15 protein-coding genes and 1 pseudogene are annotated in these 18,354 nt (G+C 39.6%); 3 read left to right on the forward strand and 13 right to left on the reverse strand.

Annotated features, from left to right (window positions below):
- Window positions 1-15 precede the first annotated feature (15 nt).
- The 11 genes from EKM98_RS04110 to EKM98_RS04160 all read right to left on the reverse strand — a co-directional run bounded on the left by EKM98_RS04110 (window position 16) and on the right by EKM98_RS04160 (window position 14,410).
- Entirely contained in the window at window positions 16-1,149 is a 1,134-nt protein-coding gene (locus EKM98_RS04110; protein ID WP_125980747.1) for a glycosyltransferase, read from the reverse strand.
- 21 nt (window positions 1,150-1,170) lie between these two features.
- Window positions 1,171-2,301, reverse strand: coding sequence for a glycosyltransferase (locus EKM98_RS04115; protein ID WP_125980749.1), 1,131 nt, complete (start codon window positions 2,299-2,301; stop codon window positions 1,171-1,173).
- Between the two features lies 1 nt (window position 2,302).
- Window positions 2,303-2,998 carry a sugar transferase gene (locus EKM98_RS04120; RefSeq protein ID WP_125980751.1) on the reverse strand — a complete coding sequence of 232 codons (696 nt, stop codon included), beginning with the start codon at window positions 2,996-2,998 and terminating at the stop codon, window positions 2,303-2,305.
- Window positions 2,999-3,043: 45 nt separating this feature from the next.
- The gene (locus EKM98_RS04125; RefSeq protein ID WP_068225819.1) at window positions 3,044-3,643 is read right to left on the reverse strand and encodes a YveK family protein; all 600 of its coding nucleotides are present in this window, start codon (window positions 3,641-3,643) and stop codon (window positions 3,044-3,046) included.
- Window positions 3,627-5,138, reverse strand: a complete 1,512-nt coding sequence (locus tag EKM98_RS04130) for a lipopolysaccharide biosynthesis protein (RefSeq protein WP_068225818.1) — start codon at window positions 5,136-5,138, stop codon at window positions 3,627-3,629. The genes EKM98_RS04125 and EKM98_RS04130 overlap by 17 nt, the downstream gene beginning before the upstream one ends.
- A 12-nt stretch (window positions 5,139-5,150) precedes the next feature.
- Entirely contained in the window at window positions 5,151-6,275 is a 1,125-nt protein-coding gene (locus tag EKM98_RS04135) for a DegT/DnrJ/EryC1/StrS family aminotransferase (protein ID WP_125980753.1), read from the reverse strand.
- A gap of 485 nt (window positions 6,276-6,760) precedes the next feature.
- Window positions 6,761-7,891 carry a glycosyltransferase family 2 protein gene (locus tag EKM98_RS04140; protein ID WP_125980755.1) on the reverse strand — a complete coding sequence of 377 codons (1,131 nt, stop codon included), beginning with the start codon at window positions 7,889-7,891 and terminating at the stop codon, window positions 6,761-6,763.
- Window positions 7,892-8,439: 548 nt separating this feature from the next.
- Window positions 8,440-9,099 (reverse strand): histidine phosphatase family protein, encoded by a 660-nt coding sequence (locus EKM98_RS04145; RefSeq protein ID WP_125980757.1) that lies wholly within the window; start codon window positions 9,097-9,099, stop codon window positions 8,440-8,442.
- A 21-nt stretch (window positions 9,100-9,120) separates the two neighbouring features.
- Window positions 9,121-11,475: an HAD-IC family P-type ATPase gene (locus EKM98_RS04150; protein ID WP_125980759.1), complete on the reverse strand. Its 2,355-nt coding sequence runs from the start codon at window positions 11,473-11,475 to the stop codon at window positions 9,121-9,123.
- Between the two features lie 216 nt (window positions 11,476-11,691).
- Window positions 11,692-12,972, reverse strand: a complete 1,281-nt coding sequence (gene eno, locus EKM98_RS04155; protein WP_125980761.1) for a phosphopyruvate hydratase — start codon at window positions 12,970-12,972, stop codon at window positions 11,692-11,694.
- Between the two features lie 247 nt (window positions 12,973-13,219).
- Window positions 13,220-14,410 (reverse strand): MFS transporter, encoded by a 1,191-nt coding sequence (locus tag EKM98_RS04160; protein ID WP_125980763.1) that lies wholly within the window; start codon window positions 14,408-14,410, stop codon window positions 13,220-13,222.
- A gap of 288 nt (window positions 14,411-14,698) precedes the next feature.
- Between EKM98_RS04160 and EKM98_RS04165 the strand changes: the two genes are divergently transcribed.
- Window positions 14,699-15,343, forward strand: a complete 645-nt coding sequence (locus EKM98_RS04165) for an endonuclease III domain-containing protein (protein ID WP_068225812.1) — start codon at window positions 14,699-14,701, stop codon at window positions 15,341-15,343.
- A 105-nt stretch (window positions 15,344-15,448) separates the two neighbouring features.
- On the opposite strand, the gene EKM98_RS04170 is transcribed toward EKM98_RS04165, so the two are convergent.
- Together EKM98_RS04170 and EKM98_RS04175 are read right to left on the reverse strand one after the other, a co-directional pair.
- A complete protein-coding gene (locus EKM98_RS04170; RefSeq protein ID WP_068225811.1) occupies window positions 15,449-15,844 on the reverse strand; it encodes a Spx/MgsR family RNA polymerase-binding regulatory protein in 396 nt (131 codons plus the stop codon).
- A gap of 129 nt (window positions 15,845-15,973) precedes the next feature.
- Window positions 15,974-16,684 carry an N-acetylmannosamine-6-phosphate 2-epimerase gene (locus EKM98_RS04175; protein ID WP_068225810.1) on the reverse strand — a complete coding sequence of 237 codons (711 nt, stop codon included), beginning with the start codon at window positions 16,682-16,684 and terminating at the stop codon, window positions 15,974-15,976.
- A gap of 301 nt (window positions 16,685-16,985) precedes the next feature.
- On the opposite strand from EKM98_RS04175, the gene EKM98_RS04180 reads away from it, so the two are divergent.
- On the forward strand, window positions 16,986-17,951 hold the full coding sequence (locus tag EKM98_RS04180) for a glycosyltransferase (RefSeq protein WP_068225809.1): 966 nt from the start codon (window positions 16,986-16,988) through the stop codon (window positions 17,949-17,951).
- Window positions 17,952-18,153: 202 nt separating this feature from the next.
- Window positions 18,154-18,354 (forward strand): annotated as a pseudogene (locus EKM98_RS04185) (IS1182 family transposase); the annotation flags it as partial.

Raw genomic sequence — 18,354 nt, forward strand, 5'->3', positions numbered from 1 at the left:
ATTCACCTTCTTTATTTAGGAATTATTTTCAGTTATCAATTGCCGGTAAAGTTGCAACATTTGGGGAGCAGCTTCATTAATATCATAGCCAGCGGCGCGAACGTAATTAAGCCCACTTTTTCGCTGAATTAATGGCTGAGTTAATGCACGCCGCATTGCTTGGGTCCAGGCAACAGTCGGTGCATCTAATGAAATAGCCTCATAGTTTGGGGCTAGTGAAACTTCGGTCGTTACTCTATCGGAAACAACACAGGGAACCCCTGCAGCCTGGGCCTCTAATAAAATAATTGGTAACCCTTCGTAAAACGACGGTAGCAAAACGACATCGCAGGCCTGCAATAGTTCGGCCACATCCGTTCGGTAACCTAGAAAGGAAACCTTAGATTGCAGCTCTAACTGCTGTACTTGCTCTCTTACTTGGGCCATTAATTCACCATTTCCCACAAGTAGTAAGTGTGCGTTGGCTTCCTTTTGGCAAAATGCTGCAAACAAGGTCAACAACTGCCGGTGATTTTTAGAAGCAGTAAAGCGGCCAAAGTGAGCAAAAACTTTTTTCCCAGTTAACTGATGCTTGGCCCGTTCATGTTTACGCGTAGCCGGTGAAAATTGAAATGCCTTTAATGAAATAGCGTTAGGAATAACTTCAAATGAGCTTTTATCACCAAACAACCAACTACCTGCAAGCTGTGAACAGGCAAAATATGTGTTTGCGGCCTGTTTGACAGGCTGTTTCAAAAGATTGCCCACAGCACGTTTGGCAAAATTCTGACTTGTAAATTCTGTACTATGTGAATGAATAATTCTAACTGGTATTCCAGCTATTTTTGCCTGGCGTAACAATTGAAAACTTTTGCTCGAAGCATGGGCGTGAACAATATCAAAATTCGAATGTTGTTTAAAATATTGCTTAAGCTTAGTTTCAAATTTCAAAAAATCTAGGGGCGTTTTAAGTTTTACCCCCACCAAGCGTTGAATAGTTATCTTTTTTTGGAGTTCTATTTCTAGTGGACTTGGTGGATCTTCATCAAGGGTCAAGATAGTGCCATTGATTTGTCCTTTTGGAAAATGGTCAATATACTCTTTTAACAACGATTGAATACCGCCAAGCGCTAGTGTATCAACAAAATAAAGTAATTCAATGGTCTGCATAACGCACCTCCGTCTTAATAATTAGGTCCCATAGGCTTCGGAAATTTGAGCAACCATCTGTTCTAAAGAAAAGCGCTTTTGAAAATCCTTTTGAATTGTTTCCTTGCATAATTCCTGTTGGATTGCTTTTTCTACCATCAAAACTGCTTGTTTAATGTCCGTTGCATCGAATAGGTAGCCGTTAACGCCTTCTTGAACAACTTCGGTATTGCCAACAACTCGTGAAGCAATAACAGGAATATGGGCGCGCAATGCCTCTAACGGTGCGTATGGTAAACCTTCATAAAGGGAAGGTAATAGAAAATAATCATAACCCGTAACCAAACGTTCACTATCCGCCCGGTAGCCCATTAGATGTACTTGACCACCTAAATTATTTTTAGCTACGTAGTCCGAAACTTCCTTGAACAAGGGACCATCCCCCACATAAACAAAATGAATTTGAGGATATTTTTGCGTGATTTTCTCTGCAATTTTGACAAAAGTGAAGGGATCTTTTTGTTCACACAAGCGCGAATTGTTTCCAATCACGATTGCATCAGCAGGGATATTCAATTCACGCCGGATATAGCCGCGGTATCGTTGTTCGCTTTTGGGTAATCCATTATAGATAACCTTGAATTTTTTTTGATGATCAATCTTAGCCAACACCGCTCGTGTGCGTTCTCCGTTAGAGACGGCAAAAATTCGAGTTGTTGCGGCTCTGCTTAAAAAGCGTTCAATTTGGATAAAAACAAATCTTTTCTGCTTACTAAATTCTGGAGCAAGAAATGAAAATGCATGTGGTGTATAGAAGACTTTGTCTACCCGGCAAGTCTTGGCCGCTAAACGGCCCAAAATTCCTGCCTTAGAAGAATGACAGTGAACAATATCTGGTCGTAATTTTCGAATTACTTTTAATAATTGGTAAAAAGCAACCCCATCTTGATACAAATCAATATCACGACCAAGCGCCTCACAGGGAATTAGCGTTGCAACAGACTCCAGTTGAGATTTTACTTTCGTAAAGGCCGCATCAACTCGGCGCGTTCCATAAAATAAAGTAATGTCAAAAACATTTTGGTCCAGGGCCTGAATAAGATCCACCAAATGCCTTCGAACACCGCCGCTCATTGTTTCGGCAATAAGTAATAATTTCTTCTTTTCGTCCATATCAATGCGCTCCTTTCCTCGTCACAACCGTTAAGGCAGTTTGGCCAATAATTTTAAGATCAAACGGCATACTGCGATGACGGACATAAAATAACTCTAATTCACAACGCTCTGGATACTGAACATCGCTACGACCATTAACTTGCCAGTAACCGGTCAAACCAGGCCGAACTGCTAGTAATAGCGCCGTTTTATTCCCATAATGTTTTAACTCTTCAAAAGTAATTGGCCGTGGCCCAACAACACTCATATCACCTTTTAAAACATTAAATAATTGAGGTAGCTCATCCAAACTTGTTTTTCGTAAAAAACGACCTAAGCGGGTAATGCGCGGATCTTTGCCCTCAGGAAACTTATGCCCATTACGAATAAATTCGGCGTATAACTTTTCGTCTTGCTTTAATGTCTGTTCGGCATTACAAATCATTGTGCGAAATTTATAAACATTAAAACCACGTTGATTCTTCCCCTGGCGGACATGTGAAAAGAAAACGGGACTTTTGGGGTCGCTGATTTTGCTAAAAGCACTGATAATTAAGATCAATGGTAGGCCAACAACCAATCCGCCGCCTGCCAAAATAATGTCTAGCCCCCGCTTACTAAATTGATAAACCTGCGATTCTTTACGGTTATTAGTCGTCATAGCTTCGATATTTTTAGAAACTGAGGACGTATATTTCTCATCTGCCTTTTTCATACCGTAACTTCCTTCCTTAACCTTGAACGACTACCGATTTCACTACTAACTTGATCGCCGCCAAGCAACTACTACCAGAAGCAGGCTACTAATCATTAGTCCAATTAGGCCACCAACCATCATATTAAATGAGCTGCTGGGTGCAATCGATTCACCACTATATTGGGCCTGCGAGATTCTGATTGGCCGTAATGTAACTGAAAGTGTATTTGCCCTTTTAGCAAAAACTTTGCTAAGTGTTTGGTTTATTTGCTGGGCCTTCCGCGCAGTATCAGCAGTAACAATTAGTCTAAATAAATTAGAATTTTCTTGGTGTTGAATACTGACATTATTAGCTAACGAATTAGCATTAACCGAAATTCCATTTTCACGTAATTGTTGTCTAGATGGATTAAGTACAAAATTACTTTTTACCAAATCTTGATAACCGGCTACAGTCGTGTTAATTTGCTCACCACTCATATCTTGAGGTGCACTTTTTTTAGGTCGTAAAACTAACTCGCTGACCGATTGAAACTGGGGTTTAATTAAATAATTAGTTGCGGCCCAACCGGCAAAAATTCCGACACCAGTAACGACTATTACTAACCACCACCAACGTTTTATAACCTTAAAAAGGCCATTTTTATCAACTATCTTCGTCATCGCTAATTGCTCCCTTCTTCATGAAACGGTCCTTAAAACCTGTTTGGAATAATCGGCCAAAAATGGCCAAATAAGATTTAAATTCATTGATGCGTAGTAAATGGCTACCTACTAGATAGATTCCTACACCAAACGTCACTTCAATCATTAGATTAATCCAGGTGATTTGCCCGAGGAAGTAATGCAATCCCGCCACACTAACTCCCATAAAGCCGCTTAATCCTAAAATTACCAGACTATCTTTAATTTGCTGAAAAGTTGTATAGGACACAAAGCGCCCAGAATAAAATGAGTCAAGTACGAAAGAAAACAGTGCGTGAACAACTAACAACCAAATTAGTACCATAATATTTAGTTGTAGGAGGTAAACTAGGCCAAACAATCCCAGGCCGACACCTTTTTTAATCACTTCTAATCGTAAGAAAAGATCCGAACGACCAAATATCTGTAATATATTTAAGTTAATCGCCTGTAAGGGGAAAAATATCCCTGCCAGACAAAGCGGCAATAGGAACGGAGCCGCTGGTGCCCACTGTTGTCCAAAAACAAGTACTAAAATCGGTTTACTTAATGCACCAATTCCGATCATCAGTGGAAAAATAAAGTAAATTGTATGCAGAATCACCCGGCGATAACCATTGTGTAGGGCCACCTTATCGGATTGAATTTTACTCAAGGCCGGATAACTCACCTTTTGAATAGCTACGGTCGTCGAATCAGTCGTCATCTGACTAATTTTTTCAGCGTTTGTAAAGTAACCAAGTGTGGTAACTGAAAAGAAACGACCAATCACAACGTAAAGTAAGTTATTATAGGTTGTGTTAATTAATCCCGCGGCGGTTAATTTCCAGCCAAAGCTGTACATTTTTTTTAATGCTTTAAAATCAAATTCCCATTTAGGCCACCATTTTGCAGCGATCATAAATCCAATGGTCTGCCAAATTTGTGTCACAACCATTTGCCAAACAATACTCCAAACACCAAAGCCCGCTAATGCTAGACCGATAGCTAATCCACCTGAAACGACGGATCCAGTTAGTGTGATTTTCATTTGCACTTTAAAATTTAACTCCCGTGCTAAGATGGTACGACTAATTAGACTTAATGAATTAATCAATAAGATGCTACTAACTACTCGAATAACCGGTACTAAAATCCCCGTTTTATAAAAATCAGCAATTAGTGGTGCGCTGGCAAATAGTAGCCCATAAAGTAATGCTGCGCAGAGAATATTGAAAACAAACACTGTTGTGCAGGCTCGCATTGTGATTTTCTTCTCTCGAATCAACGCATTTTGAAACCCGCTATCGATTAGAGATTGAGAAAGTGCGATAAAAATGTTAATCATCCCAATAACACCAAAATCCGCTGGAATTAATAAGCGGGCCAGAAATATTTGAATGACTAACTTTAATCCTTGATTTCCTAATAGCTCTACACCAGTCCATAAAAAGCCGTTAATTGCCTTTAACCGTAAACTAGTTGGTTGTGCCATATCATCACATCCTTACGAAGCATTTGCTTCCAATTGGCCGCTATCGATAATGATCTGACAAATCTGATCAATTATTTCAAACTCAAGGTTGGGGTAAAGTGGTAAGGTTAAAACGCGCTGTGCATAATCGTGTGCGATTGGTGTTGCCTGAATTGGATAATTATTTTGAATACTAGGTGATTCGCTTGTTAATGGGTAAAAATATTTACGTGGGAAAATATTTTGTTTCATCAAACGATCAATAATCGTTTCCCGGCAACAGCCAAACGTATCGTGGAATAAAACTGGGAAATAGGCGGCGTTACTTTCTATTCCATTCTGCTGCGGATTTAATTGAATCCCAGGGATATTCTGTAATCGTTCATAATAGTACTGATACCGCATTTTACGCTGCTCAATCATGGCGTCGTTTTGCCGTAAATTACAAAGTCCCATTGCTGCGGAAAATTCATTCATTTTACCATTTAAACCAATTTCTACTGGCTCACCATTTTTTAAACCAAAGTTTTTTAATTGTGTGAGTCGATTATGGATTTGCTCATCGTTGGCAACGATTGCACCACCTTCAATCGTATTAAACAATTTAGTGGCGTGAAAACTGTAGGTTGTAATATCGCCAAACTGACCAAGACTCTTGCCAAAATATTTGGTTCCAAAACTATGGGCACCATCATAAATTAATTTAAGGTTATATTTAGTAGCAAGATCGGCGAACGCCTCAACATCACAAGCATTACCGTAAATGTGAACGGGCAAAATTGCCTTGGTTCTAGGTGTAATCAAGGCCTCTACTTTAGCGGGATCAAGCGTAAACGTTTCGGGATCTATATTCGCAAAAACTGGTGTCAGTCCTGCCCGGCAGATTGCGTTAGTTGTGGAAATAAAAGTGAACGGCGTCGTGATGACTTCGCCACCATGTAGGTCAAATGCTGCTAAGGCCAGTTCTAAAGCCGTGTGACCATTAGTTACCAACGAAAGGCTGTCTACTTCCAAATAATTTTTAAGTTGTTTGGTAAGCTTCTGAACTTTTACACCTTCATTGGTTAACCATTTGCTTTGCCACAAATCAGTAATTTCCTCGATGTATTCTGTAAGTGATGGCATTGTAGATTCCGTTACTAAAATTTTTTTGCTCATTTTTTTGGCCTTCCTTCACATAAAATTAAGTAATATCAATTTTTTTATTAGTGTTAAGCTTTGGCGATTAACAACTTCCTGATTCACTAAGGAATAAATGATTTTCATTTTTTCCTATATTTAGCGTTTCACTCATTATAGTGGGAAAAATATAGCCAAACAATAAATATACACCTTATAGAAACTATTATTTTTAGCGGATAACAGTCAGCTATAAATCTATCTTACCTATAAGTTATTCATTTAAATAGAGTGGTAAAAATGCTACTTTGATTAGAGATTACCTTATAAACGTTAATCCAGTGGCCTTTTTTAGCTAGTACGTATGAAATTAAATAGCATCTAGAACAGCAAAATTCGCTAGAAATTTAGCGAATTGTTAGTTTGCTTGCATGTACTGATGCAAAAGAAGACTACTAGATTTAGTCCCACAATATTGTGGGACTAAATCTAGTAGTCTTCTCCATAATTAAACTGATAATTTTTTAAACTAAGGTACAAAATAGATGGTAACTTTGATAATCTCGCTCTAACAACGCATTTTCTAAATCATGGTACGCAGAATTCTTAGTTCTAAAATTCGGAAAATTTTGTTTAAGTAGTTTAGTAGAAAGGACAAAAATACTTTTACGTATTTCTACTGGAAGGTCGCTAGTTCGTCGGAAATTAAGTTGAATTTGGTTTAACGTTGCATCATAGAGTTCCTGTTTTTTGGCTATTCCTAGCGTTTTCATATCAGCAAACATTTGCTCAGTAACCCAGAAAGTATCAATACTCTTGGAACTTTTGCGCGATTGCCGGCTAATACCGTTTTTATTACGCCGGTACCAGTAGACGATGTCGCTAATCGTTGTTGCCTTTTGACAACGGGTGAAAATTAAATAACGAAAAATCGTGTCGTCAAACCAATAGTCTTTGGGAAATCTAACATTCGCAAATAAGTTACTTTTAATTACCTTACCCCACGGAAATCCGTTCAGGTTTTCTAGGGCAGCAACATTTTCTCCATCGTTATGAATGTTACGGGTCAAAATATTATTATCCTTATGGAACCGAAGATAGCTACCTTCCACAATATCAGAATCGGTGGAAAAAGCGGCCTCTAAAAGCTTTTGAACGGCATTTTCTGCTAATTTATCATCCGAATCGATCAGCATTAAATAGCGACCTTCTGTAGCGTCCAATCCACGGTTGCGGGAACCGGCAAACCCTCGATTGGCCTGATCAATAACCTTAACGTTTAAAATTGATTCATATTTTTTTAAAAATTGGAGCGTGTTATCGGTCGAACCATCATTAACTATCGTAACTGAAAAGGAGTAATCCGTTTTTTGATTGACAATCGACCCAATACAGTCATCAATGTAGGGTTCAGCATTATACGCGGCCACAATAATCTCTAAATCGTATTTAACCGGGAAACGCCCCTTTGAACTGTAACTTTTTCCAACTGGCTTAGGACTGGCTTTTGATAAATGGGCAGTCGCCATTTGCTCATCAGGTAACTCGTTAGTAATGCCATTAGTCAGTGCCGCATTAAATAACTTATTTTTATAAATTAGCTGATTAAGGTTCATCCGCTTTAAGATTTCTCCAGCAATAATATTGATCGCCATTGTATTTCCCCCTTACGTTATAAAAAACGGTTGTTTTTGAAACTCACCTCTATTACTAAGTACAGCGTAAGATAAATTCATTATTTAAATTATGCCATTTTAGTTGGCCGCCAAACTAGTTTTATGTTGAGCTTTAATTAAAACAGTTATATTTTAAATAATTATTTTCTTTCTAAACAATGCGACCTTACTTTTCAGAATTCGACGTGTCATATCCTATAAATTAGTCAAATGTGCAATAATCTTAATTCTCCACCCGGTGTTCCATTCAACAAGGCATAAGTCGCCAAAAAACATAGTTATAAAGTCCATGACTGTGTTTTCTCGACTAAGTTCGCCTTGGTCACCACAGAAATCTACTTTCTCAAACACTCCTCGGATTGGCCCAAAAATAATGGGACAAATAATTTCCAAATACAAACTAAGTACACTATAAATCCTCAGAATGAACACGAAAGAACGTCAAAAAAATCGCTAAAAGCCAGCCTAATGGTCCTAACTTTTAGCGATTCTTTTCATTTTAATAATGCTCCTCATATCTAAGGACATTAATCCACTGCTCGATTATAGTAGCTAACTTGCACCGTCTGAATTTTTGTTTCACCAGTTAACACCAACTTTGTTACGGCCGCATTTGCTGGTGTTAGTTGGGTCAATAAAGTTGGCGCATACTTTGCAACTAAGGCACGAATTACTGAACTATGTGAGATTAACAAAACCTGCGCCCCAGACACAGCCTGCTTAAAAATCAATTCTAGCCCTTGATTAAAACGTAGCCAGAATTGTTGGCTGCTTTCTGCTAAATTGGTTGGGTCCGCTTGACTTAAAAAATCCTGCGCCCGGTCAATGGAATAAGTTTGAACTAAATCCGAATAATTTTGACAACGATGCTGGCGTGCTATCTTTTGCCACGTACGTGTGATCTCCTGTCCTTCAAAGGAGCCATAAAAATGTTCCCGTAAGAGTGGCGTAATAACTGGGGCCTTTTGCTGGAACTGTTGCGCAATAATTTGCCCAGTTTGGATTGCACGACCAACATCGCTGGAAAAGGCCAAAGCAAACGTTTGGCCACTTAATTGCTGGCCAGTCCTCGTCACTTGTTGAATTCCTTTTGGCGTTAAGGGCGTATCGCTCCAGCCTTGAAAGTAACCAAAAACATTAAAATAAGTTTCACCGTGTCGAACCAAATAAATTGCAATCGACTTCATAGTCACCCCCACTTTCTTTTACTATTTCTGCCGTTCGGTTCCTAAAATACCCGTTTTTTTATAGTATTGCATTTTAACCCAATCCAAGATTAAAGTTGCAAAAATCACGATTACAATTACTGTCAAAACCCATAACCAGCTAACTTGGGGCGTGACAAAACCTGTTATGGCCATAATGGTTGCTAAAACGATATCAAGTAAAACAACCCAACCAACTGATTTACTTGGGGCGTACTCCCAAAAATGGTCACGAGTTCTAGTCATAATAATCGTTGTCATGGCACTATAAATTAAATAGATAAACATTAATGTACTAATCTTGCCATTACTTAATTGCGCCACCTCTAAATAGTACCAAAACATTACCAAACCGACGACAACCCAAGAAACGGCAAAAATACTAGCAATCTTACCTAACTGACCAAGGTCCCAGTGTTCCGGAATACTGGTTGGCCAGGCACGATCAGTTCCTAAGGTCAAAGTAACGCAATCATTCATGATAACAATAAAAATAATTAAATTTAACGATACAGGGAAGAAACCAGCAAACACAAAACCTAGGGTAAGTAGTGCCGCTAATTGCGCCGTCCGCGACAGTTTAGTGATTGTCCAAGTCATCATTCGGCGATAAACTCGGTGGCCCCCATCGATTACTTTAACAATATCGGCCAACGTTGAACGCGTTAAAACAATTTTCGCGGCCGATTTGGCAATATCGGTTGCACTGGCAACTGCAATCCCAACATCTGCCCGTTGTAGTGCCGGCGCATCATTAACACCATCACCAGTCATACCAACGACCATGCCTAATTCTTGTAACTTTTTCACGATTGCTAATTTATCCTGCGGGTAGACATCCGCAAAACCATCAAATGAAAGTGGATCGGATTTGGCATCTGCTAACGTGCCAATTTGGGAACCAATTCCAACCTGTTCGGCAATCGTTTGCGCAGTATAAGATGTATCACCCGTCAACATCATAACCCGCACACCACGGTCTTGAACCGCTTTAATAGATGTAATCGCATCAGCACGTGGTTGATCAACTAACTCAATTAACCCAACGATCTCTGCTTGTTTTGCCGTTTGTAAAGCAACCGCAAGAACTCGGGTACCGCGACTAGCCAAGGCTGTTACTTCCTGTTCCAAATTTGGTTGCAAAACCGCACTTGCGGCAACAATATTCGGCGAACCTAGAATTACCACCTGAGTTTGACCATTATCTACAAAACTAGCCTTGGCTGTTTTGGTGGCCGGATCAAAGGCAGTGAATTTAGTTCGTTTAAAGGGTAACAAATGATTGGTGGCAGCCGCTTTAACCAGTGCCACGCTAACAGTGTCGGCTGCTGTTTCGTCGGTTGCAGTTAAAGCAAGTTGAAGTATTTGCTGGGCCGAAAATTGACCAAACACCTTAATTTGGCCGACCTTTGGTTGATTATTAGTAATCGTACCTGTTTTATCGATTAGTAAGACATCCATACTGGCTGCTTCCTGAATCCCAGTTAAACCAGTTACCAATACTTTTTCTTGCGTTAAATTTTTAGCCTCTAGTGAATTCGCAACGGTGAAACTAGACGGCATTGAAATTGGAATAGTTGCGATAAATAAAATAACCAAGAAAGGCAGTAATTCCTGCCAAGCCGTCCCACGAAATACTGCCGCAATAACTAAAATTACTGCTAAAACGACATCAACGTAGGCAAGGTAACGAACAATATTAAATAACAGTTTTTGAAGACGGCCAGGTGCCTCCTCAGTTCTGGACAATTCGGCAGTCTTTCCATAAGTACTGTTAGCACCAATTTTCGTTACTTTGCCAATTGCTTCACCATGAATAACCGTTGCGGCAGGGTAGAGTGCAGCGCCTTTGTCTTTTAAAATCACCTTACTTTCGCTTGTAAGCGTGGCCTCATCTACTTCCACTGTTCCAGTGATAATCTCTAGGTCGGCCGGAATGATATCGCCTGCGTGAACACGGACAATATCATCTGGCACCAACCACTTAGCCGACTGATACTGCCATTCACCATCTCGTAGCAGCCTCGCTGTAACTGATAATTGGCGGTGCAGTGTTCCCACTGCCTTTTTGGCACGCCGTTCTTGAATTTCACCATCAACGGCCGAAAATAACAATAGTGCGAAAACAAAAAATGCCTGTGTTCCCTTGCCTAACAGTAACTCAAGAATCATTGCGGCCTCCAGCAACCATGGTGTTGGCCCCCACATCCCCTTCAAAATTCCAACTAACGGATTTTCACTAGTCTCCGGAATCGCATTGTACCCGTGGCTAGCCTGGTACTTCTGCGCAGTTTGCTTATCCAAACCCTTTCCGGAATAATTTGCTTCTAGGTGATCAACATTAGTTTTTATTATCATTTTGTTTACTCCTTTTTGTAAAAATCATTTTAGTAAAAAAAACTATTTATGAGATCTAGGGTGTATTGGAAAAGTGCTTAGATTCCAAGAATTAGCTACAACAACCGAAATTCAAATCATGACTAAGACCGCCACTGCTAATAATCTGAATACTTCTGACATTGGTCATTTGACTACAATAAAATTCATCAATCTAGAATATGCTTGAAAAATATACTAGTCAAACGCTACATTATCTGGAAAATGTGCCAGACGTGCGTTACTGCCAAGTTCTTCTTCAATTCGTAAGAACTGGTTATACTTAGCAACACGTTCACTTCGGGCAGGAGCACCTGTTTTGATCTGTGCCGTATTTGTTGCAACAGTGAAATCAGCAATGAAAGTATCCTCGGTTTCACCAGAACGGTGTGAAATCATAGTTGTATAACCATTTTTCTTAGCAATTCGGATTGCTTCCAAAGTCTCAGTAACCGTTCCAATTTGGTTTAATTTGATTAAGAAACTATTGGCCATGCCAGCTTTGATCGCTTTTCGGAATAAGACTGGATTGGTACAAACATTATCATCAGTGACAATCTGGACTCGATCACCAACTTGCTTAGTAAACTTAGCAAAATTATCCCAATCATCTTCGCCGTAAGGATCCTCAATAGAAACGATTTCTGGAAACTTATCTAAAAGACCAATGTAGTAAGCGGCCATTTCGTCCGCCGTTTTCACTAAGCCTTCAAACTTATAAGTACCATCGGCCTGAGCAAAACTGGTTGCAGCAGCATCAAAAGCAATTGCGATATCTTCGCCTGGCTTGTAACCCGCAGTAATAATGGCGTCATGTAAAAATTGAAGTGCTTCTTCACTAGATTTTAGGTCTGGCGCAAACCCACCCTCATCGCCTAAACCAGATTGGTAGCCGGCCTTTTCAATTAGACTTTTCAAAACGTGATAAGTGTTGGTAATCTTTTCAAAACCATCACGGAATGATGAACGCTTAACTGGTGTGATTAAAAATTCTTGCATATCAATCCCATTGTCCGCGTGTTCACCACCATTGATAACATTATGAAATGTTTGGGGCAACTCAAGATCAACCCCACCTAAATAGCGATACAGTGGAATACCTTCATAGTTAGCGGCAGCACGTAAAGTAGCCATAGAAACACCAAGAATTGCATTAGCACCTAAACGAGCCTTATTCGGCGTACCATCAAGATCAATCATCTTTTGGTCAACATCGGCCTGATTAAATGGTGACATACCGTTTAATGCAGTGTTGATTTCTGTATTAACGTTGTTGACAGCCTTGGCAACCCCTTTCCCTTGTAACCGAGTACCACCATCACGGAGTTCAATGGCTTCCTTTTCGCCAGTTGACTTGCCAGAAGGTACTGCTGCTCGGCCCATAGTTCCATCAGAAAGAATAACGTCTGCCTCAACAGTAGGATTGCCCCGTGAATCAAAAATTTCTCGTGCTTTAACTTGTTCAATATAAACTGACATGTTGTATGTCCTCCTAAAAATATATTTGATGATTCTGTAAAATAAAGAATTCCAGTTCACAAAGAAATCTATTCTTTGCCATAACGTTCCAAAAAGAAAAGACGCCTACCTAAAAGGGAATCACCCCTCTTAAGTAGACGTCATCAATTACAGATTGTAATAAATTTGCGAACGTCATCGCCGAATATTCAACTATAAATTACCACTTATTCAACATAGAGTAAAATAAAAACAACTCATTGCTAACTTATTCCTGCACTTGGCGCAGTTGCTTCGGCTCTTTCAAAATAAGGTGGCCAGCAAGTGCAACCACTAAAAAGATGGCCGCAACACTGCAGACACCTGTCCAGCCAAAATGACTCCAGGCAAAGGTACTAAAGAAAGTTCCTAGTGCGCCACCAAGGAAATAGCTGAACATAAAAATTGAATTATTGCGACTGCTTGCTTCACGATTCAGCGATTGGACAATTGCCTGATTGGAAACTTGGCCAAATTGCGTGCCTAAATCTAGCAAAACAATCCCAACCATTAACCCGATAAAGAAGTGTCCCAAGCTGGCAAAAACAAGAAAGGCCAACGCCGAAAAAAGAATTCCCACTCCAACTGTCATTCGTGGGGAATAACGATCAACTAGTCGGCCAATAATAGAAGCAAATAGTACACCTGTAATACCCAATAGGCCAAGTAATCCGGCAACATCACTTCCCATGTGGTACTGGGCGGCCAAATAAAAGGCCAAGGTTGACCACAAAACGTTGGAAACACCAAATAAGCAAAAACCATTAATGGCGGAACCCTGTAAATGTTTTTCTTTTAGTAATAATTTAGGTAATGATCCTAAAACGTGAATGTAGCTTAAGTTTTGGTGCGCCCGTGGATCACGTGGTAGATAAACGTGTAAGATAACTAGTAAAATAGCACAGGCCAAGGCCGCGATCAGGTAAACGTACTGCCAGTTCATAATACTGCCGAGCAATCCACTAACTGAACGGGATAAAAGAATCCCCGTTAACAAACCACTCAAAACATTACCAAGAACCTTCCCCTGATGTAAATCTGGCGCTAAGTAGGCTGCATAGGGAATAATAATTTGCGGTGCCACGGACGTAATTCCAACTAACAGTGAAGCCGCCCCAAAGATTGTCACGGATGGCGCCCAAAAGGCAAGCAGCAACGCGACTATTGATAAAATTAACATCACCTGAATTAAATGATAACGATTAAAGATGTCCCCTAGAGGTACAATTAGTAGGAGCCCAAAGGCATAACCAAGCTGAGTAAGCATTGCGACAACGCCAACTGTCGCCTTTGAGACTTGAAAGCTAGTTGCAATCAGCCCCTCGATTGGTTGAATATAGTTTAAATTAGCAACAATAACACCAGCGGCAATAGCCATTAATAAAACAGTTTTGCCGGATAATTCTTTTTCTGAATTCAAAATTTAATCCTTCTTTTCAACAAAATTTATAAAGATTACCGGAATTTTGTTGAAGCCGAGAAAGGATTTTCAATTCGCATAATTAACCAATGAAATAAACGATCGTTTAACATGTTGCAACCTCCATTTGTGTTGCTAGTATAACCTAAAAGTAGCTATTATTAAAGAACTCGTCCCGGCTTAACACCAATTTCATGAAAATTTCAATAAGTCAAATCACTTAATAAGTTGGCCAAAATCAAGTAAACTAAGAATAATTATTGTTCAAACAACGAAAGGTCGCACAAAATGAATTTAAAACCACTATATAATACATTGGAGGAACACTTAGGACCACAAAACTGGATGCAAATTGAAACCTGGGCGCAAACACCTTTTCAAGTTATTTGGTCCGCAATTTTAATCCAAAACGCTAACTCCAATAACGCTGGTGCTGCCGCCGTTGATTTATTAGCTGCAACCAATAATGATCCCCAAGTCATTCGCCAATTAACAATTGAACAACTGGCCACCATCATCCAGCGTGCTGGTTTATACAAAACCAAGGCTGGTTACATTAAGGCGGCCGCCGATTGGCTGGCCACCTATCAGGATGATCCGCAAAAAATTGAACAACTATCACGAGAACAATTACAAAATCAATTGCTTGCCGTTAAGGGGATTGGCAATGAAACTGCCGACGATATTCTTCTTTACGGATTCCGTAAACCCGTATTCATTGTCGATGCCTACGCCAAGCGCCAATTCAAGTGGCTTGGCTTGACCATGCCCACTAAGTACCGTCCCTTTCAAAAAGTCGTTGAGAACGATTGGCAGCTTAACTGGCAACAGGCCCAAGAGCTCCACGCCTTAATTGATACATTCGGTAAACAAATTAAAAACCAATTACAGTGGAACGAAAGCTTTATGGGCGATTTTAAACTAACTGAATAATAAAAAAGTCCTTGCCTTAAGTGTAGTTGAAAACAGCTTTCAACCAACTCTGATAATCAAACTTAAGGCAAGGACTTCTTTTTAGTTGTTTAAATTGTCGGCCCATCAATCGGCCTTTAATAAAGCACTATATAAATTCAATCTACGCACTGAACGTGGTAAAAATTGACGAATTTCGTTCCGATTAAAACCAATTACTAATTTTGAATCACTAACAATTAATGGTGCCTTTAGTAACTTAGGTCGTTCCTGAATAAGGCGCAAAGCATCAGATAACGGTAAACTTTCTAATTTACTAGCATACGTCTGATAATCAAATGCCCGCGTGGCCAACAATTCGTTTAGCCCATCCGTGGTTAACGTCAAGATCCGCTTAAACTCGTCAATTGTCAGTGGTATTTTACTCATGTCTTGTGTCGTATATGGTAATTGTTGTTTTTCTAACCACTCTTGCGCCGCCTTTGCGGAATGACAATTTGGTAATGTATAGACAGTTATCATTGATGATACCCCCTTAATATCGCAGAAAATAGTTTCTTTTTATGATTATTTCTTATGATAACCATACTACAAAACGAGATTTTGTAAACCCAAGTTTTATCAGATAGCCCTATAAGTTAACGGTTACATCTATTCACTGGCAAATTTTTGATTAACTAATGCCTTCGCAAACCTTGCAGTTGTCTCCTTAGGTCGTGTTATTGCGCTACCGACTACAACGGCTACTGCACCTAGTTTCAACATTTTTTTTGCGTCCTCTGGTGAATAAATTTTTCCTTCCGCAATTACCGGAACGTGCCGTGCACACAAAATTTTAACGAGTTCAAAATCTGGTCCTTCCTGCTGCAGGCTCTCCTGGGTATAACCACTTAAGGTCGTGCCAATAAAATCAACCCCAACTTCATAGGCTGCTAGGGCTTCCTGCAGATTAGAACAATCGGCCATTAACATTTGCTGCGGAAATTCTTCATGAATGTCACTAATGAATTCCGCAACAGTCAGTTCATCGTGCCGGGGCCGATCAGTCGCATCAAAAGCAATCACATCTACTCCAAGTGCTTCTAATTCTGCCACTTCTTTTAAAGTTGCCGTTATTACTTGCTCTTCCGGCGGATAACGGCGCTTAATAATGCCAATAATCGGTAAACTGGTCACCGCCTGAATTTCTTTAATATCCCGCACTGAATTTGCCCGAATGCCAGCCGCGCCGCCTTCCTCTGCTGCCTTGGCCATTAATGGCATAATGCCACCCTTTTCAGAATACAACGGCTCCCCGGGCAGTGCTTGACAGGAAACAATCAAGCCATCTTTTACTTGGGCAATAAACTTATTCTTGTTCATTAAATTTCACTCCTTTATCCTAGAACACCACAAAAAGCACTCCGATTTTGCGTATCAGCGTAAATTACTGAATAATTTCCATAATCATGGCAAACACAAAATTGGCCTTTCCAAACACTTCCTAACTTACTTCAAAGTTAGCATGTTCCCTTAATATTGTAAACGAATTCATAAGCATTCTAGTCTTACCTTCATTAAAAATTTATTTTAGTGATAACTAATGTATATTTCTATCTTTCCTTATCCAAAAAAATTATGCTAATAAAAAGGCAAAAATTATGCTCATTAAAAGGAGACTCTTATGCTAAACTACGCCGTTGTCCTTGTTACCTATAATCAACAAGAAAAATTACTAGCTTGTTTAGAATCACTTCAACACCAAAATTGCCCAGCAAAAAGAATTATTGTTGTTGATAATGGCTCAACTGATGATACTGGTGTTGCAATGCTAAATCTCGTTCAAAAATATCCCGAACAAATCCAGTACGTTCGCCTGGCCACAAATCGCGGTTGTGCAGGTGGTTTTCATAAAGGACTCAGACTTGCTCAACAACAGAACTTTAAATGGATTGCATTATCAACGGATGATATTACCTACCAGTCGGATTTCTTTAATCTACTAGCACAAGCAGTACATAAAAATCCAACTGTTCAATGTTTTAGTGGTAGCGTTTATCAAAGTGATGGCACCGTTGAAACTAGTCAGCGGCGAAAGTTATTGAATCATGCAACGCTAACCCAAAAAGATATTGCTGCTAAAAGATATTCGAATGAGTTCTATTTAGACTTGTTCACCTTCCGTGGGATCCTACTTAAGCGTGAACTTATCCAAGATATCGGCTTACCCAATCAAGCGTACTTCACCCAACATACTGACACTGAATACGCACTTCGAATTCGTAAGCGAACAAAAATTCTTAATGTTTCTAAGGCAATTGTCCACCACACCAATATAGCCGAACCTAATGATTGGAAAAACTACTATTTTGTACGTAACCAAATTTTAGTCTGTAAACAATATTCAAGTTCTAAACTATTCTACCTAACTATTTTATTGGGCTCTAGTTTAAAAAAAGGACTCGGCATTTTGTTAAAGCGCAAAACTGACTGGCTAGATAAGAGCACAATTTGGCATCTTTACTGGGACAGTCTGCGTGATGGTCTTTTAGGTAAAACTGGTCCAAATGATCGCTATTCACCTACTATAACCAGCTATCAAGTTAATTTGACCAATGAACAAAAATTTACGCATAAAAAACTGGTTTAAGCGCATGCTTGCTGTAGCCAAATAAAAACAACGATGTAACCCCAAAAATAAGTAAGCGGCTGTGACATAAGTCTCCAAAAATAAACGGTTCAACTGGAAACATTCGTGTTTTCAGTTGAACCGTTTTTAGTTATAATATAATAAAAAAGAGCACTGTTTGGCGCCAGTGCCCTGCGAAATCACCCTCGAAAGGATGTTCCATATGCAAAGTTATTATAACATGAATCAACTAAGTTTGGCGATCCCAACTTATTATGAACCGGATAAAACTAATACGGCGTGGTATATCAATGAACTCGTGGAGGCTTTAACCATTAATGAACCTTATCTTTTTGGTCGACCGCGTGAGTACGACCTAGCGGCTATGCTCAAATTGGTTTTATTTGCATATACCCGTAGCGTG

Origin of the sequence: Loigolactobacillus iwatensis (assembly GCF_003950295.1) — a bacterium.
GTDB classification, from domain to species: Bacteria; Bacillota; Bacilli; order Lactobacillales; family Lactobacillaceae; genus Loigolactobacillus; species Loigolactobacillus iwatensis.

Coding starts and splice junctions, on each gene's coding strand:
- EKM98_RS04130 (WP_068225818.1), bottom strand. CDS start 5,138: ATGGCACAACCAACTAGTTTACGGTTAAAGGCAATTAACGGCTTTTTA.
- EKM98_RS04165 (WP_068225812.1), top strand. CDS start 14,699: ATGAATTTAAAACCACTATATAATACATTGGAGGAACACTTAGGACCA.
- EKM98_RS04110 (WP_125980747.1), bottom strand. CDS start 1,149: ATGCAGACCATTGAATTACTTTATTTTGTTGATACACTAGCGCTTGGC.
- EKM98_RS04115 (WP_125980749.1), bottom strand. CDS start 2,301: ATGGACGAAAAGAAGAAATTATTACTTATTGCCGAAACAATGAGCGGC.
- EKM98_RS04175 (WP_068225810.1), bottom strand. CDS start 16,684: ATGAACAAGAATAAGTTTATTGCCCAAGTAAAAGATGGCTTGATTGTT.
- EKM98_RS04125 (WP_068225819.1), bottom strand. CDS start 3,643: ATGACGAAGATAGTTGATAAAAATGGCCTTTTTAAGGTTATAAAACGT.
- EKM98_RS04135 (WP_125980753.1), bottom strand. CDS start 6,275: ATGAGCAAAAAAATTTTAGTAACGGAATCTACAATGCCATCACTTACA.
- EKM98_RS04120 (WP_125980751.1), bottom strand. CDS start 2,998: ATGAAAAAGGCAGATGAGAAATATACGTCCTCAGTTTCTAAAAATATC.
- EKM98_RS04150 (WP_125980759.1), bottom strand. CDS start 11,475: ATGATAATAAAAACTAATGTTGATCACCTAGAAGCAAATTATTCCGGA.
- EKM98_RS04140 (WP_125980755.1), bottom strand. CDS start 7,891: ATGGCGATCAATATTATTGCTGGAGAAATCTTAAAGCGGATGAACCTT.
- EKM98_RS04180 (WP_068225809.1), top strand. CDS start 16,986: ATGCTAAACTACGCCGTTGTCCTTGTTACCTATAATCAACAAGAAAAA.
- EKM98_RS04170 (WP_068225811.1), bottom strand. CDS start 15,844: ATGATAACTGTCTATACATTACCAAATTGTCATTCCGCAAAGGCGGCG.
- eno (WP_125980761.1), bottom strand. CDS start 12,972: ATGTCAGTTTATATTGAACAAGTTAAAGCACGAGAAATTTTTGATTCA.
- EKM98_RS04145 (WP_125980757.1), bottom strand. CDS start 9,099: ATGAAGTCGATTGCAATTTATTTGGTTCGACACGGTGAAACTTATTTT.